The organism is Zoogloea sp. LCSB751, from assembly GCF_002028455.1.
Taxonomy (GTDB): Bacteria; Pseudomonadota; Gammaproteobacteria; order Burkholderiales; family Rhodocyclaceae; genus Zoogloea.
Genome location: NZ_MWUM01000012.1, coordinates 51,906 through 78,304 on the forward strand (window position 1 = coordinate 51,906; position 26,399 = coordinate 78,304).

Here is a 26,399-nt window from a genome sequence, read left to right on the forward strand (position 1 = left end):
GCCCGACTGCCCACGGAGCCCACCATGAAGTTCGCCCGCCTCACGCTGTCCCTGATCGCCGCCGGCCTGCTGGCCGCCTGCTCGTCCGCCCCCAAGACCGACGCCGACCAGGGCGGAGCGGCAGTCGAGGAACGCTCCAGCGGCGCATCCAGCGCCGGCATCGACAACAGCCGCGTCGTGCCGGTCGATGCCGGCAGCGCCAGCGGTGCGGGCATTGCTGCGCTGAAGGATCCGAAGAGCATCCTGTCCAAGCGCAGCGTGCTGTTCGACTACGACAGCTACGTGATCAAGAGCGAGTATCAGGCGCTGATCGAGGCTCATGCCAAGTTCCTGCTCGCCAACCCGAAGATGAAGATGCTGATCCAGGGCAACACCGACGAACGGGGCAGCCGCGAATACAACCTCGCCCTCGGCCAGAAGCGCGCCGACGCGGTGAAGAAGGCCCTGACCCTGCTCGGAGTCTCCGATGCCCAGCTCGAATCCGTCAGCCTCGGCGAAGAAAAACCCAGCTGCAGCGATTCCTCCGAATCCTGCTGGGCTGCCAACCGCCGCGGCGACATGCTCTATTCGGGTGAATTCTGATGGTTCGCCGCCTCCTGCCGCTGCTGCTGGCCGGGCTGTTCAGCGCCCACGCCCATGCCGGCCTGTTCGACGACGAAGAGGCCCGGGCGCGCATCACCAAGATGCGCGACGAACTCACTGCCCGTATCAACAAGCTCGAAGATGCCAGCAACCGGGCCCAGCTCGACTTTGCCAACCAGATCGAGCAGTTGAAGGCAGAGATCGCCCGCCTGCGCGGCGAGAATGAGGTCCTGACCAACGACCTGGCCAATGCCAACAAGCGCCAGAAGGACTTCTACGTCGATCTCGACAACCGGTTGCGGAAACTCGAATCCACGCCTGCCGCCGGCGAAGCCCCCCAGCAGGCGCAGCCACAGCAACCCACAGCGGCCGTCGATCCCGCAGCCGAAACCCGCGACTACGAAGCGGCACTCAACCTGCTGCGCGGCGGAAAATACAAGGACGCCGCCGCGGGTTTCAACGCCTTCATCAAGAACTACCCAAACAGCGCTTTCCAGCCGAACGCCCATTTCTGGGCCGCCAGCGCGCAGTACCAGGCCAAGGACAATGCCGGCGCCGCCGAACATTACGCCAAGGTCGCCAACCAGTGGCCGGACGACACCCGCGCCCCCGACGCGCTGCTCGGTCTGGCCAACGCCCTGCAGGGGCTCAACGACGCGAAGGGCGCCACCAAGAGCCTTGAGCGGCTGATTGCCAAGTATCCCAACAGCTCGGCGGCGCAGATTGCGCGTCAGCGCCTCAAGAAGTAACCCCACCGCCCCGCCGTCACGCGGGGCGGCACTCTTTTCCCAGCACCATGTCCTCATCCGGCCGCCCCGTCACTCTACGCATCACCGAGATTTTCCATTCACTCCAGGGCGAAACTTCCCGGACCGGACTACCTACAGTCTTTGTCCGCCTCACCGGCTGTCCGCTACGCTGCAGCTGGTGTGACACCGAATACTCGTTCACCGGCGGCACCACGCGCACGCTGGACGATGTCCTCGCCGAGATCGCCAGCTACGGCTGCCAGACAGTGTGCGTGACCGGCGGCGAACCGCTTGCCCAGAAATCCTGCCTGGCCCTCCTCACCGCCCTCTGCAATGCCGGCTATTCGGTCTCCCTGGAGACCAGTGGTGCCCTTGACATCGGCGGCGTCGATCCGCGCGTGTCGCGCATTGTCGACCTCAAGGCACCTGGCTCAGGCGAATCGGAGCGTAATCTGCTCAGCAACATCCCGCTGCTGACCCTCCACGACGAACTCAAGCTGGTACTCGCCAGCGAAGCGGACTACGAGTGGGCCAAGGCCCAGATCGCCGCCTATGGCCTGACCGGGCGCTGTCCGGTCCTCCTCGCCCCGGTACAAAGCCAGCTGAAGCCGGCCGACCTGGCCGCCTGGATCCTGCGCGACCGCCTGCCCGTGCGCATGCAGGTACAACTGCACAAGATCATCTGGGGCAACGAACCCGGACGCTGACAGCTACCGTCACGGTTTTGCCCCGCCGACCGCCGGTCGGCGTTACCATTTTCCGACTTGCCCGGAGACTCCATGAACACCCCACGCCCACGCGCCGTCGTGCTGTTGTCCGGCGGCCTTGATTCCGCCACCTGTCTCGCCATCGCCAATGCGGAAAACTTCGATGCCTACGCCCTGTCCGTCGAATACGGCCAGCGCCACGCCGCTGAACTGGCAGCCGCCCAGCGCGTAGCCAAGGCACTGGGCGCCGTAGCACATCGTGTCGCCCACGTGGACCTCGGCCAGTTCGGCGGCTCCGCCCTCACCGACCCTGCTCTCGCCGTGCCGACCGACGGCGTCGATGGCGGCATTCCGATCACCTATGTGCCGGCCCGCAACACCATCATGCTGTCCATCGCGATGGCCTGGGCAGAAGTGCTCGGCGCGCGGGACATCTACGTGGGCGTGAACGCCGTCGATTACTCCGGCTATCCGGACTGCCGACCGGCCTTCATCGAGGCCTTCGAACGAATGGCCAACCTCGCCACCAAGGCGGGCGTCGAAGGCCAACAGCTGCACATCCACGCACCGCTGATCAATCTTTCCAAGGCTGACATCGTCCGGCGCGGAACTGCACTGGGCGTCGATTACGGCCTCACCGTGTCGTGCTATCAGGCCGACGACGACGGCCACGCCTGCGGATTATGCGATGCGTGCCGGCTCCGGCGGGCCGGCTTCGAAGCGGCGGGCCTTCCCGACCCGACCCCCTACCGCTGAACGGAAGGGCGGCCACACACCAGGCAAAACATGGACGTCTCCGCCCTTCTTCCGCTCGCCTCTGCCCCCCTCGTCCAACTGGCCTTCACTATCGGAATCCTGTTCGGCTTCGCCAGCGAGCGCAGCCGGTTCTGCACCATGGGCGCCATCTCCAACATCCTGCTGATGGGCTACTGGACCCGGCCGCACATTTGGGCCCTGGCAGCAGCGGTAGCCATCGGCGGCAGCACCTGGCCATCAAGATCCGGTTAAAACTGGTTGACAAGGCCGAGCTAGACGCTATAATGCGCATCTCTTCCGGGGTCGGTAGCTCAGTCGGTAGAGCAGCGGACTTTTAATCCGTTGGTCGCGAGTTCGAATCTCGCCCGACCCACCAAAAAGGTGGGGCTATATTACCGGCTCCCTGGAAAATGGGTTGTTAGCTCAGTTGGTAGAGCAGCGGACTCTTAATCCGTAGGTCGAGTGTTCGAGCCACTCACAACCCACCAGAATTCAAGCAGAAAGCCAATCCTACGGGGTTGGCTTTCTGCTTTTCCATCACAGGAATCAAATCCAGCGTCCGCACTGGCATCAGGGCCTAGCAATCGAAGGACACATCGGAAGTGCCAGGCATTCGATGGTGCCTCCCAGATCCATCCGGCCCACATTCCGCCGACAAGCTCCACCACCAAGCTGATGGAGCAGCATTCCCGCACACATCCAACACAAAAATGTTGCATTGCACAATATTGTTGGTCTATGCTGTGGATGTCTCCTCCACCCCTCTCCTCCATTGGTGTGGATTTCAACCCGAGTGGCCAGCGTCGCTCGGGTTTTCTTTTTGCATGCGCAGCCCGACAGCCAGCGCTGGGCACCACCAACAAGCCACGAAAACTCGTGACATAAAGACAGAAAAACAAAACATAACAATGACTTATTTTCTGTCCTAAATCCGCAGGAAGGACAAAGACCTTGCCATGCACCTTCCCTCAGGACTATCATGTCAAAAGGTTTAGAAGGTTTGGTGAGTTGCCTTTTCCGGTCATCACCTAAGTCGGCGGGCTCTTATTCCGTGGGTCGAGCGTCTTGGTCGCTCAGCGACCATCCAGAATTTCAAAGACTTGGGCCACCCTCGCGGTGGCCCAAGATTTTCAAGCTCTGCCAGTCCGTTGCCGATCCGGCTTGTTTGCCGGTTGAGCTGCCTGACTGCAACGCACTCTTCATCTTCACCTGCGACGCTACGCGCAGGCACCCTACCCGCCGGCCCGCCAGTATCCGCGCCGACATTTGATCGCCACAGCCCTTCGAGGCCCTGGCACAACCTGGCCCACCAAGGCGGTGGCGGGCCGCGGCCGACGCGCCCCATCCCGGGATGCCGCCCGGCCACCCTATGGAGCATGCACATGGCCAAAGAAGAACTTATCGAGATGCACGGCAAGGTTACTGAAGTTCTCCCCGACGGGCGTTATCGCGTCACCCTCGACAACGAGCACAACCTGATCGCCTACGCAGGCGGCAAGCTGAAGAAGAACCACATCCGCATCATCGCCGGTGACGAAGTCACCCTCGAAATGTCCCCCTACGATCTGAGCAAGGGACGCATCACCTTCCGCCACCTGCCGCCCAAGACCGGCAACATGGCGCCGCCGCCGGCCCGCCGCTACTGAGCACCTGCGCCGCAGAACAGCCTCACATCCGCCGCCGCGCAAACATGGCAGCGGATCATGAAAAAGCCCCTGACGACACAACGGCAGGGGCTTTTGATTTCGTACTTCAGCTGAACGCGTCTTTGCGTACGGCCATTACTTCTCCACGAAAGCGTGTTCGATCACGTAGTCACCGGGGTCGCCGATCCGTTTCGACATCTTGAACCCGCGCCGATCCAGCAGTTCGCGGGAATCCTTCAGCATCGCAGCACTGCCGCAGATCATGACCCGATCGACGGCCGGATCCAGCGGCGGCAGGCCGATATCCTCGAAAAGCTTGCCGCTTTCGATCAGGTCGGTGAGCCGCCCCTGGTTGCGGAAAGGCTCACGCGTCACGGTCGGGTAGTAGATGAGCTTGTCCCGCACAGCCTCGCCCAGGAACTCGTGATGCGGCAGCTCGTTGGTGATGTAGTGTTCGTAGGCGACTTCACTGACGGTGCGCACGCCATGGATCAGGATGACCTTCTCGAAACGGTCGTACACATCCAGATCGCGGATCACGCTCATGAACGGCGCCAGGCCGGTTCCGGTGGAGAACAGGTACAGATGCTTGCCCGGCAGCAGGTCGTGCAGCACCAGCGTCCCGGTAGGCTTGCGCGACACCAGCAGATCGTCCCCCGGCTTGAGGTGCTGCAGACGGGAAGTCAGCGGGCCATTGGGTACCTTGATACTGAAGAACTCCAGGGTCTCTTCGTAGTTGGCGCTGGCAATCGAGTAGGCACGCGTCAGCGGACGGCCATCCACCTCCAGACCGATCATCACGAACTGACCGTTCTCGAAGCGGATCGCCCGGTCACGCGTCGTGGTGAAGGAAAACAGGGTGTCGTTCCAGTGATGAACGGACAAGACTTTTTCGGTGATGTAGGCAGCCATGGGTTCCGTGAAAAAGAACGAAAGAACAAGGGCCAAATTCTATCGCGGGACACCCACTCCAATGCAGCCCACCCTCCGCGGCGCCTCTTCAAACGTGAAAAATCTATCGCAGAGTGTTACCAGCACCTCAAAACGGGCAGAAGGCCGACTTTCGTCACGGACGGTGCGCCAGTGGCTCCGCTATAAAGGCAGCCAATCTGCTCAACGGTGGCACCCAGGTCAAGAGCGGGGCTACGCTGTTCCCGGGCGGCGCCTTCATCACGCCTCAATCCCCTCTGCAGGATCTGAACAAGGACGGTCAGGTCAACGACCCGGGCTGGATCATGCTCGGCAAGTTCGAGCAGCAAGCCAATGGAGTCTGGGGCTTCACGGCAAACACCGTCGGCGGCCGCAGCGACATCGTGCCGAGTTCCTTCTTCAACGCCACCATCACCGGCGCCGGCACCGGAACCTGGTCGTTCACGCCCGACGCCACCGTTGCCCAGCGCACGAGCACTCTCCTCGGTCGTAACTACTTCGACCAGTTCGCGCTGGTGTTCAAGGCCGCCGACGCCTTCTCGATCTATGACTTCACGCCCGAGCAGTTCGGCATGGCCGCGCCGGAAGTGGACGATCCGGTCATGAACTGGTCCGGCACCTACGATGTAAGCGACACGCTGCGCGCCGGTGGCAAGGATGGCCTGAAGAATCCGGCCGGCCTGTCGCACATCAGCCTGTGGGTGCGCGACCCGGCGCAGACTGCACAGACCAGCCAGGTGCCTGAACCCAGCACGCTGGCGCTGCTGGGCCTGTCTGCCGCCGCACTGATCCGGACGCGCCGCAAGGCCGGCTGATCGCCAGCCCCGCAACAGGGCAAAAAAACCGGCACCGCCCCATGGCGCTGCCGGTTTTTTCATGGGCAGCCGTCCCGCGGGGGAAAGGCTGCAGCAAGAAGCGGCCTTACTCCTCGTCGATCGCTGCGGACGTATACACAGCCTGCACGTCGTCAAGTGACTCCAGCGCATCGAGCAGTTTCTGCATGCGCACGGCGTCATCACCGACCAGCTCGGTTTCGTTGAGGGACTTCATCGTCACTTCGCCGAACTCGGCGGTGAAGCCGGCCTTCTCGAGCGCCTCCTTCACGTCGCCGAACTGGTAGGGATCGGTAAGCACTTCGATGGAGCCGTCATCGTTACTGGCCACGTCATCGGCGCCGGCCTCCAGCGCAGCTTCCATCAGCGCGTCTTCCGACGTGCCCGGCGCGAACAGCAACTGCCCACAGTGCTTGAACTGAAAGGACACGCAACCGTCGGTCCCCATGTTGCCGCCGTACTTGTTGAAGGCGTGGCGCACATCCGCCACGGTACGGGTCTTGTTGTCGGTCAGGCAATCGACCATCACCGCCGCCCCGCCGATGCCATAACCTTCGTAACGGGCCTCCTCGTAAGTGACGCCCTCCAGCTCGCCCGTGCCCTTCTTGACCGCCCGGTCGATGTTGTCGGCCGGCATGTTCACCGCCTTGGCCTTGTCCACCGCAAGACGCAAGCGCGGATTAAAAGCAGCGTCGCCTCCGCCCATGCGGGCCGCGACGGTGATTTCCTTCGCCAGCCGCGAGAAGACTCGACCGCGCTTTTCGTCCTGCCGGCCCTTGCGATGCTGGATATTGGCCCACTTGGAATGACCCGCCATGATGCGCTAAACCTATAAATCGAAAGCTTTAAAGTATAGCGCACGGGCAGACCGGCTGCCCATGCGCGCGCATTCGATCAGGGACAGGTCTTCGTGGTCGGCCGCTTGGACTTGGTCACCGCCGTGTTCTTGGCCAGCGAGAAGTACGGATCACAAGCCGGAGCGAGCGTGGCAGTACGCGCGTCGGCCGCCGCAGACCAGGCCACATCGCCGCTGCCGAGCTCCGCGCTGACCCGGTAACGATAGGCACTGTCCGGGCTCAGCGCACCATCCACGAAATTCGTGCGGGACGCCGGGACTTTACCCACCTCGACCTCAGCCGCACCACCACTGGCGCGTGTCACGCGGTAAGCCGCAGCTCCCACCACCGGCGTCCAGACCAGCGCGACCTGGCGGGCACTGCGATCCACGACCTGCAGCGCCGGCACGCTTGCCTCCGGTGCGGACGGCGGCACAGGCGTCACGCGGGCAGCCAGCTTTTCGGCCATCCGCCACACCGCCGCGATCTGCGCGCCGCCCTTCTGGGCATAACGGCCGGCACTGGTGTCGTAGAGGAAATCGTTGTAGCCCCACCAGTCCCAACAGCCCATCGGATTCGTCGGCACGGACGACGAGGCCGGCGTAGTGATCGTGGATTGCGCCTGCGGGTACAACACCACGATGCGGTTCCTGTCCGCCCATTCGTTGAAGCCGGCGCCCGCCGCGAACTGGCTGCCGATGGAGCCCGCATCCTGCATGCAGCCATGGAAGGCGATGTGCAGACGACACGGTTCCCCTGCCTTGCAAGCCTGCGGAACATAGACATAACCGGTGTCGCCCATCGCCAGACGGATCGGCATCACCGGCGCGCCCTGGCGGTCCCGCGTGAAGGGCGTCTGCTCGAAGGCCTCCAGGCTACTGCCCAGCTGGGCTGTCACCGTACGCTGCAGAGGACCGTAGAAAAGCTGCAGCGCCGCGCCGGCGGCATCGTAAAGCCCGCCGGCACCAGGCTTGTCGGCGCAGGCATTGATGAACTTGCCGCCAGTCTGCGCACAGGGATTACAGGAACCGCTCGACGCGTCGGCACAGGCGGCGGAAATCTGCGCGTGGCCCGCGTTGAGATCATCCTTGTAGAAAACCTGGCTGGCCGGCGTGAAGCCGCCGTACCAGTCGCGCAGGGCATCGTTGGCCGGCTTCTTGACGATGCCGTCGTTATAGCCGTGGAACAGCCACACGGTCTGCCCGGCCAGACCGTCCACCGGGTCGACCAAGCCCCGGGCCGACCAGGCACGGGCTGCCGCCTGCATCTGCGCCAGCGTGTCGGCGGTGATCGGCGTCACGCCGTAGTCCGGATCACCCTGCATGCAGCGCCGGATCGCCCGGCTCACTCCGGCACCGCCCAAGGCGTCCTGCAACGCACAGAAGTACGGTCCGCCAGCCGTCGCAGCCACGCCCTTCACGGCGGCAGAATGGGCGACGCCCATCTGCACCGCCATGAAAGCCCCCGACGAAATGCCGGACACCGTGGTCTGGCTGAGATCGACGTTCAGTTCGGGCAGCGGTGCGGCCTGCAGCGCGGGGGCGAGCCCCAGCAGGACGGCCAGACGAAATGCCGCCGACGGCGACGACAGGGAAACGAAATGCATGAGCAGCTCCTGACGATGACAAATGGGATCAATCCAGCTTAGACGCCAGTGCTGCACAGCACAATGACAAAAAGATGATCGTTCGACGAACCTGCCCAACTGGCCGAAGTGACCTAATCCCGCTACCCTCACGGCTTCACCCGTTTGCCTGGAGCACCCCATGACCGAACCGCTGCTCATCGCCAAGACCAAGAACAAGGAAATCCACCTGCTGCCCCAGCTGGCCAACCGCCACGGCCTGATCACCGGCGCCACCGGCACCGGCAAGACGGTCACCCTGCAGAAGATGGCCGAGTCCTTCGCCCGCATCGGCGTACCCGTGTTCATGGCCGATGTGAAGGGCGATCTGTCGGGCATCGGCGCCGCCGGGGTCGAATCCGCCAAGTTGAAGGAGCGCCTGGCCGCCATCGACATCCACGAATTCACGCCGCGGGCCAACACCGCGGTGTTCTGGGACGTCTTCGGCGAAGCCGGCCACCCCGTGCGGGCCACCATCTCCGACATGGGCCCGCTGCTGCTGGCGCGCCTGCTCAACCTCAACGACACGCAAACCGGCGTGCTGCAACTGGTCTTCAAGATCGCCGACGACCAGGGCCTGCTGATCATCGACCTGAAGGACCTGCGCGCCACCATCCAGTACGTCGGCGACAATGCCAAGGACTTCACCACCCAGTACGGCAACATCTCGGCGGCCTCCATCGGCGCCATCCAGCGCGGCCTGCTGACGCTCGAGACCCAGGGCGGCGACAAGTTCTTCGGCGAGCCGATGCTCGACATCGCCGACCTGATCCAGACCGACGCCGACGGCCACGGCGTGATCAACGTCCTCGCCGCCGACAAGCTCTACAACTCGCCCAAGCTGTACTCCACCTTCCTGTTGTGGCTGCTCGCCGAGCTGTTCGAGCAACTGCCGGAAGTGGGCGACGTGGACAAGCCCAAGCTGGTGTTCTTCTTCGACGAAGCCCACCTGCTCTTCAACGAAGCACCCAAGGCCCTGCTGGAAAAGATCGAACAGGTAGTGCGCCTGATCCGCTCAAAGGGCGTCGGCGTCTATTTCGTCACCCAGAACCCGCTCGACGTGCCCGAATCCGTCCTCGGCCAGCTCGGCAACCGGGTCCAGCACGCACTACGGGCCTTCACGCCGAAGGACCAGAAGGCCGTCAAGACCGCCGCCGAAACCATGCGCGCCAACCCGGAATTCGACGCCGCGACGGCCATCATGGAACTGGGCGTCGGCGAGGCACTGATCTCCTTCCTCGACGAAAAAGGCCGTCCCGCCATCGTCGAACGCGGCTTCATCGTCGCCCCCGAATCGCGCCTCGGCCCGCTGACGCCGGCCGAGCGCAAGGCCGCCATCGAGGGCTCGGTGATCTACGGGCATTACGAACAGATGGTGGACCGGGAGTCGGCCTTCGAGAAACTCACCGGCGCGACCGCCTCCGGCAATGGCGCATCGGCAGCAAACGGCAGCGCCATACCGGGCAATACCGCCCCCGCGCAGGAAGAAAGCAGCGGCGGCGGCCTGTTCGGCGGCCTCAGCGAGATCCTGTTCGGCAGCACCGGGCCACGTGGCGGGCGTCACCCCGGCCTGGCGGAAACCGCCGCCCGCAGCGTGGCGCGCACCGTCGGCTCGACGATCGGGCGGGAAATCGTGCGCGGTGTGCTGGGCTCCATCCTCGGCGGCAGCAGCGGCCGCCGGCGCTGACGCAAAGGGCGAATGAATTCGCCCATCGCAGGAGAAAAAACCGCCCCAGTACAGCCTTACCAGACCCCTAGCGCGCTGAGCTGCTTCGTCGCCGCTTCACTCCAGCCCCGGTTGGCTGCCGGGCTGGCCGGGCTGGGGTGCAGCACGCGGCCGAACTTCAGCGGCAGACCGGCCAGCGCCTCGCGGGCGCGCAGCTCGGCCCACGCGCCGACCCCGATCACCCACTCCGGCTGCAGGGCCTCCACCACCTGGCGCAGATGTACGTCGCAGGCCGCCAACAGGGGCCCCTGCTCGGCCGCCGGCAGCTTGTCCGGCGTCACATTGCGCCCACCGTCGAAGAAGGCCAGCGGACAGTAGTTGGCGACGAAATGCTCGGCAAAGAAGGCCTCCGCCGAGCCGAAGCGTTCGGCAAACAAACCCCACAGACGCCGCCCGCTGACTTCCGAACGGGCACAGCCGAAGCCCTCGATGGGGCGCTTGGGGTTTTCTTCGGCCGGCTTCACGACCTCCGCCTCGATCCCCATCCAGTCGCGCACCGCGGCGATCTCGCCGAAGGGCACGCCGGTCTGCACCATGCCGAAGGGACCCGGGTTCATGCCGACGAAGACCACCTTCTTGCGGCCCTGGCCAAAACGCTGCAGGTACAGCGCGTTGGGCGCCCACGCATAACTGAGCGGGTTGTAGACGTGGGACACCGGCGCGGCAAAGCGCATCGGGTCGAGAATGTCGCACAGCGTGCGGGCAGCGGATTCGAGAGGCGTCATCGGTATCGGAAACGAAAGTCTCAGGCGGTCGCGACGCGCACTTCGCGCCACGGCGCCACCTTGAACAACAGCAGCATGCCGGGCACCGCCAGCACGCCGCACAGCATGAAGAAATCGAACCAGCCCAGGCTTTCCACCAGCCAGCCGGCGGAGGCGTTGATGAAGGTCCGCGGCACCGCCATCAGGCTGGTGAACAGAGCCAGCTGGGTCGCTGTATAGGCCGGGTGGGTGGTGCGCGCCATGTAGGCGACGAAAGCCGTCGTGCCGAGCCCCACCGCCAGCGCCTCCAGGCCGATGACCACCGCCAGCACGCCCAGGCGGCCGGCATCGGCCTCGGCCGGGCCGAGCCAGGCCAGCCACGCAAAGCCGTAGATCGCCAACCACTGGACGAAGCCGAACACCCACAGCGCACGGTTGATCCCCAGCTTGATCATCCACAAGCCGCCCAGCAGGCCGCCGATCACGCTCGGCCACAGGCCGGCGTTCTTCGCCACCAGGCCGATCTCCGTCTTCGAGAAGCCCATGTCCAAATAAAAGGGCGTCGCCAGCGCAGTACACAGGGAGTCGCCGAGCTTGTAGAGAAAGATGAAGGCCAGCACCACCAGCGCCGAACGCACCCCATGCCGGCCGAAGAACTCCCGGAAGGGCTCCACCACCGCGTCACGCAGCGTGCGCGGCGCCCCGCTCGCCGTCGCGGGCTCCTTCACCAGCAGCGTCATCGCCAGGCCCGGCAGCATGAACAGCGCGGTCACCAGGAAGACCTCAGCCCACGGCAGGTGATCGGCCAGCACCAGGGACAAGGAGCCCGGCACCAGCCCGGCCAACTTGTAGGCATTGACGTGGATCGCGTTACCGATACCCAGCTCGATCTCCGGCAGCAGCTCGCGCCGGTAGGCATCCAGCACGATGTCCTGGGTTGCCGACAGAAAGGCGATCAGCGCCGTCAGCCCTATCACCAGGCCGAGGTTGGCCGTCGGCGACAGGCTGCCCAGCCAGGCGATGGCTGCCAGCAGCAACAGCTGCGTCGCCCCCATCCAGCCCCGCCGCCGGCCAAGCAGCGGCAGCGCGTAGCGGTCGAGGAAAGGCGACCAGACGAACTTCCAGGTGTAGGGAAACTGGATCAGCGCAAAGGCGCCGATGGCCTTCAGGGACAGGCCCTCGGTCTTCAGCCAGGCAGGGACCAGGTTGAGCAGCAGGTACAGCGGCAACCCGGAAGAAAAACCGGTCAGCACGCAGATCAGCATGCGGCGATTGGCGAGGGCACGCCAGGGGGATTCGGTCATGGGGGACAAACGCTCGGAACGAGCGTTGAATGATAACAATCGGTTACTTGCTTCCGGCGATCCGGCGCCGAAAAATGCCACAAGGCTGGCAAAAGGGACAACGGAGAACAGCATGCATCAGGTCATCGTCGTGTTGCGGGCCGACCGGGAATACGAATTCACCGTGCACGCGGACGAAATCGCCAGCATCAGCAGCGAAAGCGCGCGGACATGGCTACTGGCGGAGTTCGACGCGCTGGAATGCACGCCGAGCAATCCAGTGGGCAAGATCCTGATCCTCGACGTGATCCTCAATGTCGCCAAGTACGCCGGCGAGGCACGCTTCGCCCAGGGCGGAGAATGGGCGCGGCGCTTCGCAGCCTGTGTGGGCGTAACCCTCGACCGGCCGGCAGTACGCGTGGACGTGCCAGCCTTCGTGGTCGGCTGACCCCCCAGCCGATGGCCTTCCTGACCAACCCTTATCGCTCTAGGGCGACTCGACGGCGACGGCGCACACCTCCGCGCGATTGCGCCCATCCCGCTTGGCTTGGTAGAGATTGGCGTCGGCACTGCGAAAGAGCAGTGCCAGGCGGCCTTCCGCCCGCTCCACGTAGGCACCGCCCACCGACAGGGTGACGATGCCCCAGTCGGCATTGAGGGCGTGGAGGATCTCCAGCCGACGCACCGCCTCGACCACCTTCTCGGCAACGTTCAGGTAATCCGCCTCGGCACAACGCGGCATCAGCACCGCGAACTCCTCGCCGCCATAGCGGGCAACGAAGGCATCCCGGGCCAGGCCGTCGGCATTGGCTTGCCCGGCCACCGCGGCAATGGCCCCGGCGATCGCCTTCAGGCAGTCATCACCGGCCTGATGGCCGTAGTGATCGTTGTAGCGCTTGAAATTGTCCACATCCACCAGCAGCAGGCCGAAGGGCGCCCCGCAGCGCAGCGCCTCGCCCCATTGGTGATCCAGGCGCAAGTCCATGTAGCGGCGGTTGTAGATGCCGGTCAGGCCGTCCTGGTGGGCCAGGGCCTCGAGCTTGTAGTTGGCCTCGAAGAGCTGTTTGCGCAGGCCCGCGATGCGCGCCATGGCCTTCATCTTGGCCTGCAGCACCGCCTCGGGCACCGTCTTGGCAATGAAATCGTCGCCGCCGGCCTCGATGGCGGTGACCAGATTCTCGGGCGTGTCGGATGCGGTAAGGAAGATGATCGGCGTCCACGCCCAGTCCTGCCGCGCCTCCAGGGCGCGGATCCGCTCGGCGGCAACGAAACCGTTCATCACCGGCATTTCCACATCCATCAGCACCAAGTCCGGCGGACAGCAGGCAAAATTCGCGACCCCCACCTCACCGTTCTCGGCCTGCGTCACCTCATGACCAAGAATGGTCAATCGGGCAGCCATCACGGCCGCCACCGCGCGCGAATCATCCACCAGCAGAATCCGCATCGTGCCCTCTTTCGATTTCTTTATATCGAAAGTAATAGTAGCGCAGTCCACACCGGAAATTGGCCTGATTACACATGCCTTAACAAGTCCTCGCGGAACTTGGGACAGATCAAGGTTTTGGCTGCTCCAGGCGATCAAACTGCCGGCATGGACATCGCCCCCGACACCCACCACACCGTCCCGGCGTCCGCACCACCGGGCGATCTGGCGATCTGGTTCTTCATCCTCGCCGAGCTGCTCGCCTTCGGCGTGTTCTTCGCCGCCTACGCCTTTGGCCGCGCGCACAACGTCGAGCTGTTCAACGAGATGCAGCAGACGCTGGACCGCAAGGCCGGCGCCGTCAACACCGTGCTGCTGATCACCGCCAGCTGGTGCGTGGCGCGCGCCGTCGAAGCCGTCGGGCGCAGCCGCCCGGCCACCGGCGCGCGCTGGCTGCTGGCCGGCATCGCCTGCGGTGGCGGCTTCCTGGTGGTGAAGGGTTTCGAATACGCCGACAAGATCAGCGCCGGCATCAACCTGTCCACCAACACCTTCTACATGTTCTACCTGTCGCTGACCTTCTTCCACTTCATGCACGTGATCCTCGGCCTGGTGATCCTCGTCGCCCTGTGGGTGAAGACCCGCCAGGGCGCCTACGGCCCGGCCGACATGAACGGCATCGAGAGCGGCGCGGCCTACTGGCACATGGTGGACCTGGTGTGGATCGTCCTCTTCCCCCTCGTCTATGTGATGCGATGAACACCCGTCACCTCAACACCGTCTGGGTCGTGCTGATGCTCGCCACGCTGGCGACGCTCGGCATCGGCGAGTTCGGCGCCCGCTTCGGGCTCGCCGGCCCCTTGGCGATGGCGGCGCTGCTGGCCATCTGCTTCGTCAAGGGCCGCCTCGTGGTGCTCGACTTCATGGGCCTGCGCGGGGTCAAGTTCTTCTGGCGCGGCCTGCTCCTCGGCTGGCTGCTGCTCGTCTCGGCGCTGATCGCCATCGCCTACTGGATCGCCCTCAAATGAACGCACCGCTGCCCACCGAAATCCCCTTCTACGAAGCCGCCGGCAACGAGATCACGGTCTTCGAGCAGGCCTGGAAGAACCGCCTGCCGCTGCTCATCAAAGGCCCCACCGGCGTCGGCAAGACGCGCTTCGTGGCTCACATGGCCGCCCGCCTCAAGCTGCCGCTGTACACCGTAGCCTGCCACGACGACCTCACCGCCGCCGACCTGGTCGGCCGCCACCTGCTCGGCGACGGCCAGACGGTGTGGTGCGACGGTCCGCTGACCCGCGCGGTGCGCGAAGGCGGCATCTGCTACCTGGACGAAGTGGTGGAAGCCCGCCGCGACACCACGGTGGTGATCCACCCGCTGGCCGACGACCGCCGCACGCTGCCCATCGAGCGCACCGGCGAAGTCCTGCACGCGCCGGACCGCTTCATGCTGGTGATGTCCTACAACCCGGGCTACCAGAATTTCCTCAAAGGCCTCAAGCCGTCCACCCGCCAGCGCTTCGTCAGCCTGCGCTTCGACTTCCCGGCAGCCAGCCGTGAAGAGACCATCCTCGTCGGCGAAACAGCCTGCGACCCGCTGCTGGCCCGCCAGCTCGTCTCCATCGCCCAGCGCCTGCGCAGCCTGAAGGACGTGGACCTGGAAGAAGTGGTATCGACGCGCCTGCTGGTCTACGCCGCCAAGCTCGTCAAGGTCGGCCTCGACCCGGTGGACGCCTGCCGCTCGGCGCTGGTGGAGAGCCTCACCGACGACGAGGATGTGGCAGACGCGCTGCTCGAGGTGGTGAAGGCGACCTTCGGGCGCTGAGTCCGGCGGCCCTGGGGCGACGCGTCAGCGCCCCTTTTCCGGCGGCCAGGCGGGAATCCGCCAGCCCCGACCCACGGCCAACAGACGCAGGCCGGTGATGGTGCAGATGCCGGTCAGCGTGGACAGCTGCGGTGCCACGCCCAGCGCATGCAGGCCGAGGAACAAGCCGCAGCCAATGAAGGCGCACAGCGTGTACGGCCGGTGGTCGTGGAAAACCTTCGGAATCTCGTTGCACAACACATCGCGCAGCACCCCGCCGAACACCGCGGTGATGGCCCCCATCAGCACCGCGACGATGCCCGGCATGCCCGCCGCCAGCGCCACCGACGCGCCGGAAATGGCGAACAGGCCCAGCCCGCAGGCATCGGCGGCCTCCATCAGGGTATCGGTCAGCTGCAGCCGGCGCGCGCGCAGCAGCAGCGGCGTGATCAACGTCATCCCGAGCACCAGCCACACGTATTCCTGATGCTGCACCCAGAACAGCGGGCGACGGTCGAGCAGCACGTCGCGCAAAGTGCCGCCGCCGAAAGCGCTGACGAAGGTCACCGAGAACACCCCGATGACGTCCATGCGCTTGCGCGTGGCCTCGATGAGACCCGACAGTGCAAAAGCGATGGTCGCGGCGATTTCGATGGCGGTGAGGAGGAGTTCGATCTTCATGGTGGAAACGGGGTGTCTGTACCAGCCCCCTGAAAAGCGCGGAGGGCGGCCACAGCCGCCCTCCAATCTAGACCGTTTTGCGCGATCGGCGTATTACAGCAGCGGCGTCAGCCACTTGCGGGCTTCGTCCACCGTCATGCCGGTGCGCGCCGCCCAGTCCGCCAACTGGTCCTGGCCGATCTTGCTGACCGCGAAGTAATGGCTGTCCGGGTGGGCGAAGTAGAAGCCACTGACCGCCGCCGCCGGCGTCATCGCGAAGCTCTCGGTGAGGCCCATGCCGGTGTTGGCCGGCGCGTCGAGCAGCGTGAACAGGTCGCCCTTGACGGTGTGGTCCGGGCAGGCCGGGTAGCCCGGCGCCGGGCGGATGCCGCGGTAGGTTTCCTTGATCAGCTCGTCGCAGCTCAGGGTCTCGGCCGGCGCGTAGGCCCACAGCTCCTTGCGCACCTTGGCGTGCAGCCATTCGGCGGCGGCTTCGGCGAAGCGGTCGGCCAGCGCCTTCAGCATGATCGCGTGGTAGTCGTCGTGGGTGCGCTCGTAGGCGGCCAGGCGGCCCTCGATGCCGAGGCCGGCGGTCACCGCGAAGGCCCCCACGTAGTCGGCCACGCCACTGTCCTTGCCAGCCACGAAGTCGGCCAGGCAGTAGTTGGGCTTGCCGGCCGGGCGTTCATGCTGCTGGCGCAGGCCGTGCCAGCTCATCAGCACCTCACTGCGTGACTCGTCAGCGTAGATCTCGATGTCGTCGCCCACCGCGTTGGCGGGGAACAGGCCGACCACCGCGCGAGCCTTGACCCACGGGTTGGTGTCCTGCTCGGCGACCATGCGGGCCAGCATCACTTCGGCGTCGGACTTCAACTCGCGGGCGGTTTCGCCGACGATGTCGTCGTGGAGGATCTTCGGGTAGCTGCCGGCCAAGTCCCAGGTCTGGAAGAACGGGCCCCAGTCGATGTAATCCACCAGCTCGGCGAGGTCGATGTCGAAGGCCTGCACGCCCAGCTGGGCTGGCTTCGGCGGCACGTAGGCCGGGTCGCCGTTCCACTTGAACGCATTGGCGCGGGCCTCCTCGAGCTTGACCAGCGTGACGCCCTTCTTGCCGGCGTGCTGGGCGCGGATCTTCTCGTAGTCGGCGGCCACCTCGGCAGCGTAGCTGGCGCTCTGCGTCTCGGACAGCAGGCTGGTCACCACGCCGACCGCGCGGGACGCATCCGGCACGTAGATCACCGGCTGGTCGTAGTGCGGGGCGATCTTGATCGCGGTGTGGGCGCGACTGGTGGTGGCGCCGCCGATCAGCAGCGGCACATCGAAGCCCTGGCGCTTCATCTCCGACGCCACATGGCTCATCTCTTCCAGCGACGGCGTGATCAGGCCGGACAGGCCGATGGCCTGGGCGCCGTGCTCCTTCGCTGCGGCAAGGATCTTGTCGCAGGGCACCATCACGCCCAGGTCGACGATGTCGTAGCCGTTGCAGCCGAGCACCACGCCGACAATGTTCTTGCCGATGTCGTGCACGTCGCCCTTCACGGTGGCGATGACGATCTTGCCCTTGCTGGTGGCGCCGGTGCGGGCCTTTTCCTCTTCGATGAAGGGGATCAGGTGGGCCACGGCCTGTTTCATCACGCGGGCCGACTTGACCACCTGGGGCAGGAACATCTTGCCGGCGCCGAACAGGTCGCCCACCACGTTCATGCCGGCCATCAGCGGGCCTTCGATCACCGCGAGGGGCGGCTTGCCTTCGGCGGCCAGCTTGGCGCGCACCTCTTCGGTGTCGGCGACGACGAAATCGGTGATGCCCTTCACCAGCGCGTGGCTGAGGCGCGCCTCGACGGGCTGCTCGCGCCACGACAGGTCGGGACCGGAATCCTTGGCCTTGCCTTCCTTGACGGTCTGCGCGAACTCCACCAGCGCCTCGCCGGCACCGGGGTTGCGGTTGAGCACCACGTCCTCGACCTTGGCGCGCAGCTCCGGCTCCAGGTCGTCATAGACGCCGAGCATGCCGGCATTGACGATGCCCATGCTCATGCCGGCCTTGATGGCGTGGTACAGGAAAACCGTGTGGATCGCCTCGCGCACCGGGTCGTTGCCGCGGAAGCTGAAGCTCACGTTGGACACGCCGCCGCTGATCTTGGCGTAGGGCAGGTTCTCCCGGATCCACGCCACGGCGTTGATGAAGTCCACCGCGTAGTTGTCGTGCTCCTCGATGCCGGTGGCGATCGCGAAGATGTTCGGGTCGAAGATGATGTCTTCCGGCGGAAAACCGATGCCGGTCAGCAGTTCGTAGGCCTTGGCGCAAATCTCGGTCTTGCGGGCGAAGGTATCGGCCTGGCCCTTCTCGTCGAAGGCCATCACGATCACCGCCGCGCCGTACTGGCGGCACAGGCGCGCCTGGCGCAGAAACTCGGCCTCGCCCTCCTTCATGGAGATGGAGTTGACGACGCCCTTGCCCTGGATGCACTTGAGGCCGGCCTCGATGACGCTCCACTTGGAGGAGTCGAGCATGATCGGCACGCGGGAGATGTCCGGCTCGGAGGCGATCAGCTTGAGGAATTTCTCCATCGCGGCCAGCGAATCGAGCATGGCCTCGTCCATGTTGATGTCGATGACCTGCGCGCCGTTCTCCACCTGCTGGCGGGCCACCGCCAGCGCGTCGTCGAAGCGGCCTTCGAGGATCATCCGCGCAAAGGCGCGGGAGCCGGTGACGTTGGTGCGCTCGCCGACGTTCACGAACAGCGATTCCGGGCCGACGTTGAAGGGCTCCAGGCCGGACAGGCGCAGCTTCTTCTCGATGTGCGGGATGCTTCGCGGGGTGACCAGCGCGACCGCCTCGGCAATCGCCTTGATATGCGCCGGCGAGGTACCGCAGCAGCCACCGACGATGTTCACCAGGCCGCTGCGCGCCCATTCGACGATCTCGGTGGCCAGTTGCTCCGGCGTCTCGTCGTAGCCGGTGGGCGACAGCGGGTTGGGCAGGCCGGCGTTGGGGTGGGCGGAGACGAAGGTGTCGCAGACGGTGGACAGCTCATCCACGTACTGGCGCAGCTCCTTGGCGCCCAGCGCACAGTTGAGGCCGAAGCTGATCGGCTGGGCGTGGCTGAGGGAGTTCCAGAAAGCCTCGGCGGTCTGGCCGGACAGGGTGCGGCCGGAGGCGTCGGTGATGGTGCCGGAGATCATCACCGGCACGCGCTGCTTGATGTCGGCGAACAGCTTCTCGACGGCGAAGACGGCCGCCTTGGCGTTGAGCGTATCGAAGATGGTCTCGATCAGCAGGATGTCGGCGCCGCCTTCGAGCAGGCCACGGGCCGAGTCGTAGTAGTCATCGACCAGCGCATCGAAGCTGATGTTGCGGAAGCCCGGATCGTTCACGTCCGGCGAGATCGACAGGGTGCGCGACGTGGGGCCGACCACGCCGGCACAGAAACGTGGCTTGGCCGGGTTGGCGGCGGTGAATTCGTCGCACAGCTCACGCACCAGGCGGGCGCCCTCCACGTTCAGCTCGTAGGCCACGTCGCCCAGCCCGTACTCGGCCTGGGACACGCGGGTGGCGTTGAAGGTGCAGGTCTCGATGATGTCCGCACCGGCTTCCAGGTAGGCCCGATGGATGCCGCCCACTACATCCGGGCGGGTCAGCACCAGCAGGTCGTTGTTGCCCTTCAGGTCCTTGGGATGATCGGCGAAGCGCTGGCCGCGGTAGTCGGCCTCACCGAGCTTGTGCTGCTGGATCATCGTGCCCATCGCCCCGTCGAGGATCAGGATGCGGTGGGTCAGGGCGGACTGGAGTTCGGCGGTGCGGTCGGCTTGCATGGATCTACCTCGGTACGGATTTGTCAGCCGGGAGAAATGCGCTGCAGCGACGCAAAAGCGAACGGCGCGGCAAACCCGGCTGGAAGGTTTGCGAGCGCCGTTGATGATTGCCGAGCCTGGCCCACGGCTTTCGCAGGTCGCAACGCTCCTCGGCAAGGGGCGGATTTTACGGGGTTTTCAGTCCATCTGCCAAGATCGGGCAGCGTTCAGGCGCTGGCAGCGGCGAGCAATTCGCGGGCGTCATCCCGCCACCAGCCGAGGGCCGCATAAAAGCCTTCCCACACGCAGCCGTTGCAGCCGCGCCCGCAGCAGCTGGTCGGCGCCGGCGGCGGATTGCGATGCGCCAGCCCGGCGGCGGCGAGCAGGCTGCGGATCGCCGCGATCTGCGCCTCGGCCTCGGCGAGGTTGGTTGAGCGACGGGTGAAGGGATCGGCAAACGCAGTCATGGCGGCAGCTCCGGCGGGGCCGCGACGATAACACGACGGCGCGGAGCGCCCCCAAAGGTCGATGGACTCTCCCTCCGCGCTGAACTAGATTCAAGACTGCGATCGGCTGCGATGCCCGCCGGGTATCGAGCTCACCGACAGGAGCGTTCCGATGCCCCGAGAAATCACCAGCAAACGCCCCAAGGCCGCCTCCCGCCCCCGTCAGGAGCGTGAAGGGACGGCGCCCCCCGACCACCCTTACGACGTGTTCGTCTCCCACCAGGCCGGCGACATCGAGCTGGCCCGCGACCTGTACCGGCACATCCGCGACACGCTGGGTTACGAGGCCTACTTCGACGAGCAGGACAGCGCGCCCGAGATGGATCCCGACACCGTCGATGCACGCACCGCCGAACGCCTGCGCAAGATCATGCGCAAGGCCGCCAGCCTGATCCTGGTGATCGGGCCGAACACCGCGCAGTCACGCTGGGTGCCCTGGGAACTGGGCTTCTTCGACGGCCGCCAGAGCTCCCAGCGGATCGGCATCTACCTGGCCGAAGGCGCGCAACTGCCCCCACAACAGGAGTACCTGGGCATCTACCCGAAGGTGCTGCGCAAGGCCGACGTACGCCACTTCCTGGCCGAAGCCACGATGGATGCCGCCGCCCTCGACAGCGTCACGCCGGACCTGCTGGAACGCCATCTGCACCATCTGCAGCGGGCCCCGTTCGACTACTGGCTGTCCCTGCTCCAGTGGCAGTTCGGTTTCCTCGGCAATCTGCTCGCCGACCACCCCGCCCAGGGGATGGCCGGCGATTTCCAGCCGGACGACCGGCCCGAAGTCCTGCAGGCCAATCCCTGGCTGGCCGCCCTGCGGCTGTGGCAGGACCAGCTGGCCACGGCCCGCCTCAACCTGTGGGAGACGAGCCGGCAGGGCCGTTTGCATCCCCTGGTCCTGCCCGCCCTCGATGCCGCAGCCTGGTGGCCACAGGGCCTCGGTGCCCCGGGCCCTGCGGCCGTCACCGTGGAGTACGGCCCGCGCGCCGGGCATTAGCGCCAAAGCGGGCGAACAGCCGGTTTTGCCCGCATGCTGCAACGCGGGGAGAGGATAATGCCGCCATGTCCGCCCCGCTCCCTCCCTGGCTCGAAGACTTCCGCGCACAGCTCGGCGCCAAGCTCGTCGAAACCCATATCTCCTGGCTGCTGCTCGCCGACGGTTTCGCCTGGAAGCTGAAGAAGCCGATTACCCTGCCTTTTCTCGACTACAGCTCGGCGGCCCGCCGGCAGTTCTTCTGCCAGGAGGAACTGCGCCTCAACCGGCGCTTCGCGCCCGAGCTCTACCTGGGCCTGGAGCCGGTCGGCGACAGCGGAGAATGGGCGATCAAGATGCGCCGCTTCGCCGAGAGCCAGCGCCTCGACCACGTGTGCGCCCGCGGTGCGCTGACGCCCGCTCACCTGTCGGCCCTCGCCCGCGTCGTGCATGCCTTCCACCGGGCCGCGGCGACGGCCCCGGCCGACAGCCGCTTCGGCAAACCGGAGCAGATCCGCAGCCCCGCCATCGACAACTTCACCGCCATCCGCGACCTGCGGCCGGACGCCGCGCCGCGCCTCGCCCGCCTGGAAGCCTGGAGCGAAGCTGAATTCACCCGCATCGCCCCGCAACTGGCAGCCCGCAAGGCGGCCGGCCGGGTGCGCGAATGCCATGGCGACCTGCACCTGGGCAACCTGGTTCTGCTGCATGGCGACGTGATCCCCTTCGACTGCATCGAGTTCAACGACGACTTCCGCTGGATCGACGTGGCCTCCGAGCTGGCCTTCACCTATGTGGACCTGCTCGACCACCAACGACCGGGGCTGGCCGCCTGGCTGCTCAACGAATGGCTGACCGAGTCCGGCGATTTCGACGCGGTGCCGGTGCTGCGCTTCTACGCGGTGTACAAGGCGATGGTGCGCGCCAAGGTCGCCGCCTTCGCCGGCCAGCCGGACACCACCGACGACTATCTGGCCCAGGCCGAGCGCCTGACCGCACCGCGCCGCCCGCGACTGGTGATCACCCACGGCCTGTCCGGCTCCGGCAAGAGCAGCCTCAGCGCCGAACTGCTGCGCGCCGATCCCCACGCCGCCACGCTGCGCCTGCGCTCCGACGTGGAACGCAAGCGCCTGTTCGGACTGCCACCGCTGGCCAGCAGCCGCTCCTGCGTGGCCGGCGGCATCTATACCCCGGAGGCAACCCGCCGCACTTACACGCGGCTGGCCGAGCTGGCCAGCCGGATGCTCGACGCCGGCTGGTCGGTGATCGTCGACGCGGCCTTCCTCAAGCGTAGCGAACGCGACAGCTTCGCCGAGCTGGCCCGGCGCCACGGCGCCGAATTCGCGATCCTCGCCTGCGAGGCGCCACTGGACGAACTGCGCTGCCGCTTGCGGGCCCGCCGCAACGACCCTTCCGAAGCCACCGTCGAAGTGCTCGAACGGCAGCTGGAGTGGATCGAAGCGCTCGACGCGGACGAGCAGGCCCGCGTCATCCCGCCGCCTCAGCGCAGGGAACCGACGTAACGCTCGGTCGGGTGGGTAGCGTTGGGCCGGGATGAACGCAGCCGCTCGAGGAGGCCCCGGGCCACCCGGTCGTTGGCGGCGTCACCGTCGGCCGACGACTCCTCCAGCCCCATGGCGGCGGTCAACCGCGTGGCCAGGTCGGCCAGCTCCGCATTGCCGGCCTCCAGGGCCAGGCGCACGATCTCCCGCGCATAGTCCTTGTTCACCCGCATGTATTCCACGTCGGTGATGCGGTTGCTGACCCTGCGCAGCAGCAGGTGGATACGGCCCAGCAGGCCGTAGATGACGGTATCGGATTCCATCGCGATTCCTTTCCGGTTCCGTTGAAAATGGGTTGATCAGGCGTGGCCGATGGTTTCGCCGTGTTCGACGAGATCAAGGCCTTCCGCTTCGGTCCGCTCGTCCACCCGCAAGCCCACCAGGCGGTCGACGAGCAGCAGCACGCAGAAGGTGGCCCCGCCGCTATAGACCAGCGTGGCGGCAATGCCGGCCAGCTGGGCCAGCAGGTCGCCCCGCACGCCACCGATGGCCGGCGAAGCCAGCCAGCCGGTCAGCAGCGCACCGAGGATACCGCCGACACCGTGGATGCCGAAGGCGTCCAGCGCATCGTCGTAGCCGAGCATGCGCTTCAGCAGCGTGGCGCCCAGGTAGCAGCCGACACCGGCGACGAGGCCGATCAGCAGCGCCGCCTGCGGCGTGACGTAGCCGGACGCCGGCGTCACCGCCACCAGCCCGCCGACCGCGCCGGACACCAGGCCGAGGGCGCTCGGCCGGCCGCGCATCAGCCATTCGGTACCCATCCAGGCCACCGCGGCCGTCGCCGCCGCCAGCGGGGTGGCCAGCATCGCCATGCCGGCGCGGCTGTCGGCCGCCAGCGCCGAGCCGGCATTGAAACCGAACCAACCCACCCATAGCAGCGCCGCGCCGGTCAGCGTCAGGGCCAGGTTATAGGGGGTCATGGCCTGCCGGCCGAAACCATCCCGCGGCCCCAGCACCACGGCGCAGACCAGACCGGCTACGCCGGCGTTGATGTGCACCACGGTGCCGCCGGCGTAATCCAGCGCCCCCATCGTCGCCAGCCAGCCGCCCGGCGCCCACACCCAGTGGGCCACCGGCGCATACACCAGCACCGACCACAGGGCCGCGAACAGCAGAACCGCCGAGAATTTCATGCGCTCCGCGAAGGCACCCGGCACCAGCGCGGTGGTGATGATCGCGAAGGTGAGCTGGAACATCGCGAACACCGACTCGGGAATGCCGGCCCCGGCATTCCCGGCCAGGGCATCCAGCTCCAGGCCGTCGAGGAACAGGCGGTCAAGACCGCCCAGCCAGGCAGAACCAGGTCGCAACGCCAGGCTGTAGCCGACGAGACACCAGGTCAGCGTCACCACGGCGGCAATCGCCACGCTCTGGCTCATGGTGGACAGCACGTTGCGGCGCCGGACCATGCCGCCGTAGAACAGCGCCACGCCGGGCAGCGTCATCAACAGCACCAGCGCACTCGCCGTCAGCATCCAGGCGGTGTTGCCGGCGTCGGAATGGGCCGGCGGCCCCGCCAGGACGACATCGGAAAGCAGTGACAGGAACGAGGGCAGCGCGGCATGGCGGACCAGGGCGGACAGGACGGGACTCTTCGGCATGAACACTTTCGGCAGACGGACAGCGCCCAGGTGGCGCATGTGCACATGCAGCAAATCTTGTGCCGGGCAAAATCGGCCGGAAAACCCCTGTTCTTGCGCCTCTTGCGCCCCCGGATGGCTCACTCACCCGACATGAAGCACCGGCCTGGTGCAGACCGCTGGCATCCGCCTGCAGCCAGTACGGCAAAGTCCGAGGGCGAATGAACTCGCCCCGACAGGCTTTCTCCGCCCTGCCGATCCGGCTCCGGACCGCCCCAAAATGCGCAAAGCCCGGCCGGAGCCGGGCTTTGCTACGTTACCGCGTCAGGAAGCGAAGGATCAGGCCGCCTTGGCCTTCTCGTTGCCGCCGACAAAGAAGCTGACGATGTAGAGCAGCAGACCGATCAGGAACATCACGCCGGTGCCTTCACGCAGCCAGTAGAAGATCGAGATCTGGTCCTGGGCCGCCATGAACGGGATCGGGGTGCTGCTGTAACGCTGCAGCCACACCTGCAGGATGCCCGCGGCGGTCAGGAACAGGGTGATGAACACCATCGCCACGGTCATCAGCCAGAAGGCCCACATCTCCAGCACCTGGGAACGCTCGCTGTTGGCGGCACGACCGCGCAGGATCGGCATCGCGTAGCTGATGATGGTGAGAACAACCATCGCGTAAGCGCCGTAGAAGGCCATGTGACCGTGGGCGGCGGTGATCTGCGTGCCGTGGGTGTAGTAGTTCACCGGAGCCAGGGTGTGCAGGAAGCCCCACACGCCGGCGCCGAGGAAGGACATCACGCCGGTGCCCAGGGCCCACAGGGTGGCGGCCTTGTTCGGGTGCTCGCGGCGGCGGCGGTTCACCATGTTGAAGGCGAACACGGTCATCGCGAAGAACGGGATCGGCTCCAGCGCGGAGAACACGGAACCCCACCACTGCCAGTATTCCGGCGTACCGATCCAGAAGTAGTGGTGGCCGGTACCGATGATGCCGGTGACCAGGGTCAGGGTGATGATCACGTACAGCCACTTCTCGATCACTTCGCGGTCGACGCCGGTCACCTTGATCAGCACGAAGGCCAGCAGGGAGCCGAGGATCAGTTCCCACACGCCTTCGACCCAAAGGTGCACGACCCACCACCAGAAGTACTTGTCGAGCACCAGGTTGGACGGGTTGTAGAAGGAGAACAGGAAGAACACCGCCAGGCCCCACAGACCCATCATCAGCACCAGGCTGATCGAGGTCTTGCGGCCCTTCAGCATGGTCATCGTGAGGTTGAACAGGAACACCAGCGCGACGACCACGATGCCGACCTTGGTGATCAGCGGCTGTTCAAGGAACTCCCGCCCCATCGTCTCGAGGATGTCGTTGCCGGTCAGGTGCGCCAGCGTGGCGTAGGGGACCAGCAGGTAGCCGAGGATGGTGGCCGCCCCCGCGACGAGGAAGACCCAGAACATCGCAATCGCCAGTTTCGGCGAATACAGCTCGGTCTCGGTTTCCTCCGGGATCATGTAATAAGCCGCGCCCATGAAGCCGAACAGCAGCCAGACGATCAGCAGGTTGGTGTGGACCATGCGGGCCACGTTGAACGGGATGGCGGGGAACAGGAAGTCCCCGATGACGTACTGCAGGCCCATGATCAGGCCGAACAGCACCTGACCGAGGAACAACCCGATGGCCGCGATGAAGTAGGGCTTCGCGACCGACTGGGAGGAATATTGCATGGTG

At 65.8% G+C, this 26,399-nt stretch carries 26 protein-coding genes, 2 tRNA genes and 1 riboswitch; of the genes, 16 read left to right on the forward strand and 12 right to left on the reverse strand.

What is annotated here, in order from left to right:
• The first annotated feature begins 24 nt into the window (after positions 1-24).
• From pal to infA, 8 genes are all read left to right on the forward strand, one after another.
• Positions 25-582: a peptidoglycan-associated lipoprotein Pal gene (gene pal, locus B4920_RS14590; RefSeq protein ID WP_079435433.1), complete on the forward strand. Its 558-nt coding sequence runs from the start codon at positions 25-27 to the stop codon at positions 580-582.
• Positions 582-1,331, forward strand: a complete 750-nt coding sequence (gene ybgF, locus B4920_RS14595; protein WP_079435434.1) for a tol-pal system protein YbgF — start codon at positions 582-584, stop codon at positions 1,329-1,331. Before pal ends, ybgF begins: the two co-directional genes overlap by 1 nt.
• Positions 1,332-1,378: 47 nt before the next feature.
• Positions 1,379-2,038 (forward strand): 7-carboxy-7-deazaguanine synthase QueE, encoded by a 660-nt coding sequence (gene queE, locus B4920_RS14600; RefSeq protein ID WP_079435435.1) that lies wholly within the window; start codon positions 1,379-1,381, stop codon positions 2,036-2,038.
• 72 nt (positions 2,039-2,110) lie between these two features.
• Complete coding sequence (gene queC, locus B4920_RS14605; protein ID WP_079435436.1) at positions 2,111-2,794, forward strand: 7-cyano-7-deazaguanine synthase QueC; 684 nt, start codon at positions 2,111-2,113, stop codon at positions 2,792-2,794.
• A gap of 30 nt (positions 2,795-2,824) precedes the next feature.
• Complete coding sequence (locus B4920_RS14610; protein WP_079435437.1) at positions 2,825-3,046, forward strand: hypothetical protein; 222 nt, start codon at positions 2,825-2,827, stop codon at positions 3,044-3,046.
• 48 nt (positions 3,047-3,094) lie between these two features.
• Positions 3,095-3,170 (forward strand) — tRNA-Lys (locus B4920_RS14615).
• Between the two features lie 36 nt (positions 3,171-3,206).
• Positions 3,207-3,282: transfer RNA gene (locus tag B4920_RS14620), tRNA-Lys, on the forward strand.
• 894 nt (positions 3,283-4,176) lie between these two features.
• The gene (infA, locus tag B4920_RS14625; RefSeq protein WP_079435438.1) at positions 4,177-4,440 is read left to right on the forward strand and encodes a translation initiation factor IF-1; all 264 of its coding nucleotides are present in this window, start codon (positions 4,177-4,179) and stop codon (positions 4,438-4,440) included.
• A 135-nt stretch (positions 4,441-4,575) separates the two neighbouring features.
• Here infA and B4920_RS14630 read toward each other — a convergent pair whose 3' ends face one another.
• The gene (locus tag B4920_RS14630) at positions 4,576-5,352 is read right to left on the reverse strand and encodes a ferredoxin--NADP reductase (RefSeq protein WP_079435439.1); all 777 of its coding nucleotides are present in this window, start codon (positions 5,350-5,352) and stop codon (positions 4,576-4,578) included.
• A gap of 113 nt (positions 5,353-5,465) precedes the next feature.
• On the opposite strand from B4920_RS14630, the gene B4920_RS14635 reads away from it, so the two are divergent.
• Positions 5,466-6,185 (forward strand): PEP-CTERM sorting domain-containing protein, encoded by a 720-nt coding sequence (locus B4920_RS14635; protein WP_139379516.1) that lies wholly within the window; start codon positions 5,466-5,468, stop codon positions 6,183-6,185.
• A 106-nt stretch (positions 6,186-6,291) separates the two neighbouring features.
• Here B4920_RS14635 and B4920_RS14640 read toward each other — a convergent pair whose 3' ends face one another.
• Together B4920_RS14640 and B4920_RS14645 are read right to left on the reverse strand one after the other, a co-directional pair.
• Complete coding sequence (locus B4920_RS14640) at positions 6,292-7,020, reverse strand: YebC/PmpR family DNA-binding transcriptional regulator (protein ID WP_079435441.1); 729 nt, start codon at positions 7,018-7,020, stop codon at positions 6,292-6,294.
• 77 nt (positions 7,021-7,097) lie between these two features.
• Positions 7,098-8,645: a PHB depolymerase family esterase gene (locus B4920_RS14645; RefSeq protein WP_079435442.1), complete on the reverse strand. Its 1,548-nt coding sequence runs from the start codon at positions 8,643-8,645 to the stop codon at positions 7,098-7,100.
• A 160-nt stretch (positions 8,646-8,805) separates the two neighbouring features.
• Here B4920_RS14645 and B4920_RS14650 point away from each other — a divergent pair, with 160 nt between their 5' ends.
• Positions 8,806-10,350: a helicase HerA-like C-terminal domain-containing protein gene (locus B4920_RS14650; RefSeq protein ID WP_079435443.1), complete on the forward strand. Its 1,545-nt coding sequence runs from the start codon at positions 8,806-8,808 to the stop codon at positions 10,348-10,350.
• Positions 10,351-10,406: 56 nt separating this feature from the next.
• On the opposite strand, the gene B4920_RS14655 is transcribed toward B4920_RS14650, so the two are convergent.
• Together B4920_RS14655 and B4920_RS14660 are read right to left on the reverse strand one after the other, a co-directional pair.
• Positions 10,407-11,114 (reverse strand): uracil-DNA glycosylase family protein, encoded by a 708-nt coding sequence (locus B4920_RS14655; protein ID WP_079435444.1) that lies wholly within the window; start codon positions 11,112-11,114, stop codon positions 10,407-10,409.
• Positions 11,115-11,134: 20 nt separating this feature from the next.
• Positions 11,135-12,397 (reverse strand): AmpG family muropeptide MFS transporter, encoded by a 1,263-nt coding sequence (locus B4920_RS14660; RefSeq protein WP_079435445.1) that lies wholly within the window; start codon positions 12,395-12,397, stop codon positions 11,135-11,137.
• Between the two features lie 112 nt (positions 12,398-12,509).
• Between B4920_RS14660 and B4920_RS14665 the strand changes: the two genes are divergently transcribed.
• Complete coding sequence (locus B4920_RS14665) at positions 12,510-12,824, forward strand: hypothetical protein (RefSeq protein ID WP_079435446.1); 315 nt, start codon at positions 12,510-12,512, stop codon at positions 12,822-12,824.
• Positions 12,825-12,863: 39 nt separating this feature from the next.
• On the opposite strand, the gene B4920_RS14670 is transcribed toward B4920_RS14665, so the two are convergent.
• Positions 12,864-13,823 (reverse strand): diguanylate cyclase, encoded by a 960-nt coding sequence (locus B4920_RS14670; RefSeq protein WP_079435447.1) that lies wholly within the window; start codon positions 13,821-13,823, stop codon positions 12,864-12,866.
• Between the two features lie 147 nt (positions 13,824-13,970).
• Here B4920_RS14670 and B4920_RS14675 point away from each other — a divergent pair, with 147 nt between their 5' ends.
• Genes B4920_RS14675 through B4920_RS14685 form a run of 3 tightly spaced genes read left to right on the forward strand, consistent with a single transcriptional unit; the run spans position 13,971 to position 15,624 of the window.
• The gene (locus tag B4920_RS14675) at positions 13,971-14,561 is read left to right on the forward strand and encodes a cytochrome c oxidase subunit 3 family protein (RefSeq protein WP_079435448.1); all 591 of its coding nucleotides are present in this window, start codon (positions 13,971-13,973) and stop codon (positions 14,559-14,561) included.
• Positions 14,558-14,830 (forward strand): cytochrome C oxidase subunit IV family protein, encoded by a 273-nt coding sequence (locus B4920_RS14680; protein ID WP_079435449.1) that lies wholly within the window; start codon positions 14,558-14,560, stop codon positions 14,828-14,830. The genes B4920_RS14675 and B4920_RS14680 overlap by 4 nt, the downstream gene beginning before the upstream one ends.
• Complete coding sequence (locus B4920_RS14685; protein ID WP_079435450.1) at positions 14,827-15,624, forward strand: CbbQ/NirQ/NorQ/GpvN family protein; 798 nt, start codon at positions 14,827-14,829, stop codon at positions 15,622-15,624. Before B4920_RS14680 ends, B4920_RS14685 begins: the two co-directional genes overlap by 4 nt.
• 24 nt (positions 15,625-15,648) lie before the next feature.
• On the opposite strand, the gene B4920_RS14690 is transcribed toward B4920_RS14685, so the two are convergent.
• The 3 genes from B4920_RS14690 to B4920_RS14700 all read right to left on the reverse strand — a co-directional run bounded on the left by B4920_RS14690 (position 15,649) and on the right by B4920_RS14700 (position 20,525).
• Complete coding sequence (locus B4920_RS14690) at positions 15,649-16,284, reverse strand: trimeric intracellular cation channel family protein (RefSeq protein ID WP_079435451.1); 636 nt, start codon at positions 16,282-16,284, stop codon at positions 15,649-15,651.
• Between the two features lie 93 nt (positions 16,285-16,377).
• Positions 16,378-20,079, reverse strand: a complete 3,702-nt coding sequence (metH, locus tag B4920_RS14695; protein ID WP_079435452.1) for a methionine synthase — start codon at positions 20,077-20,079, stop codon at positions 16,378-16,380.
• Between the two features lie 85 nt (positions 20,080-20,164).
• A riboswitch (S-adenosyl-L-homocysteine riboswitch) is annotated at positions 20,165-20,236 on the reverse strand.
• 49 nt (positions 20,237-20,285) lie between these two features.
• The gene (locus tag B4920_RS14700; protein ID WP_079435453.1) at positions 20,286-20,525 is read right to left on the reverse strand and encodes an oxidoreductase-like domain-containing protein; all 240 of its coding nucleotides are present in this window, start codon (positions 20,523-20,525) and stop codon (positions 20,286-20,288) included.
• A gap of 151 nt (positions 20,526-20,676) precedes the next feature.
• Here B4920_RS14700 and B4920_RS14705 point away from each other — a divergent pair, with 151 nt between their 5' ends.
• Both B4920_RS14705 and B4920_RS14710 read left to right on the forward strand, forming a co-directional pair.
• Positions 20,677-21,558, forward strand: a complete 882-nt coding sequence (locus tag B4920_RS14705; RefSeq protein WP_079435454.1) for a toll/interleukin-1 receptor domain-containing protein — start codon at positions 20,677-20,679, stop codon at positions 21,556-21,558.
• Between the two features lie 65 nt (positions 21,559-21,623).
• A complete protein-coding gene (locus tag B4920_RS14710; protein ID WP_079435455.1) occupies positions 21,624-23,057 on the forward strand; it encodes an AAA family ATPase in 1,434 nt (477 codons plus the stop codon).
• Here B4920_RS14710 and B4920_RS14715 read toward each other — a convergent pair.
• From B4920_RS14715 to B4920_RS14725, 3 genes are all read right to left on the reverse strand, one after another.
• Complete coding sequence (locus B4920_RS14715; RefSeq protein WP_079435456.1) at positions 23,036-23,359, reverse strand: hypothetical protein; 324 nt, start codon at positions 23,357-23,359, stop codon at positions 23,036-23,038. The genes B4920_RS14710 and B4920_RS14715 overlap by 22 nt on opposite strands.
• A gap of 36 nt (positions 23,360-23,395) precedes the next feature.
• A complete protein-coding gene (locus B4920_RS14720; RefSeq protein WP_088179476.1) occupies positions 23,396-24,697 on the reverse strand; it encodes an ammonium transporter in 1,302 nt (433 codons plus the stop codon).
• A gap of 318 nt (positions 24,698-25,015) precedes the next feature.
• The gene (locus tag B4920_RS14725) at positions 25,016-26,395 is read right to left on the reverse strand and encodes a cbb3-type cytochrome c oxidase subunit I (RefSeq protein WP_079435457.1); all 1,380 of its coding nucleotides are present in this window, start codon (positions 26,393-26,395) and stop codon (positions 25,016-25,018) included.
• Positions 26,396-26,399: the final 4 nt, after the last annotated feature.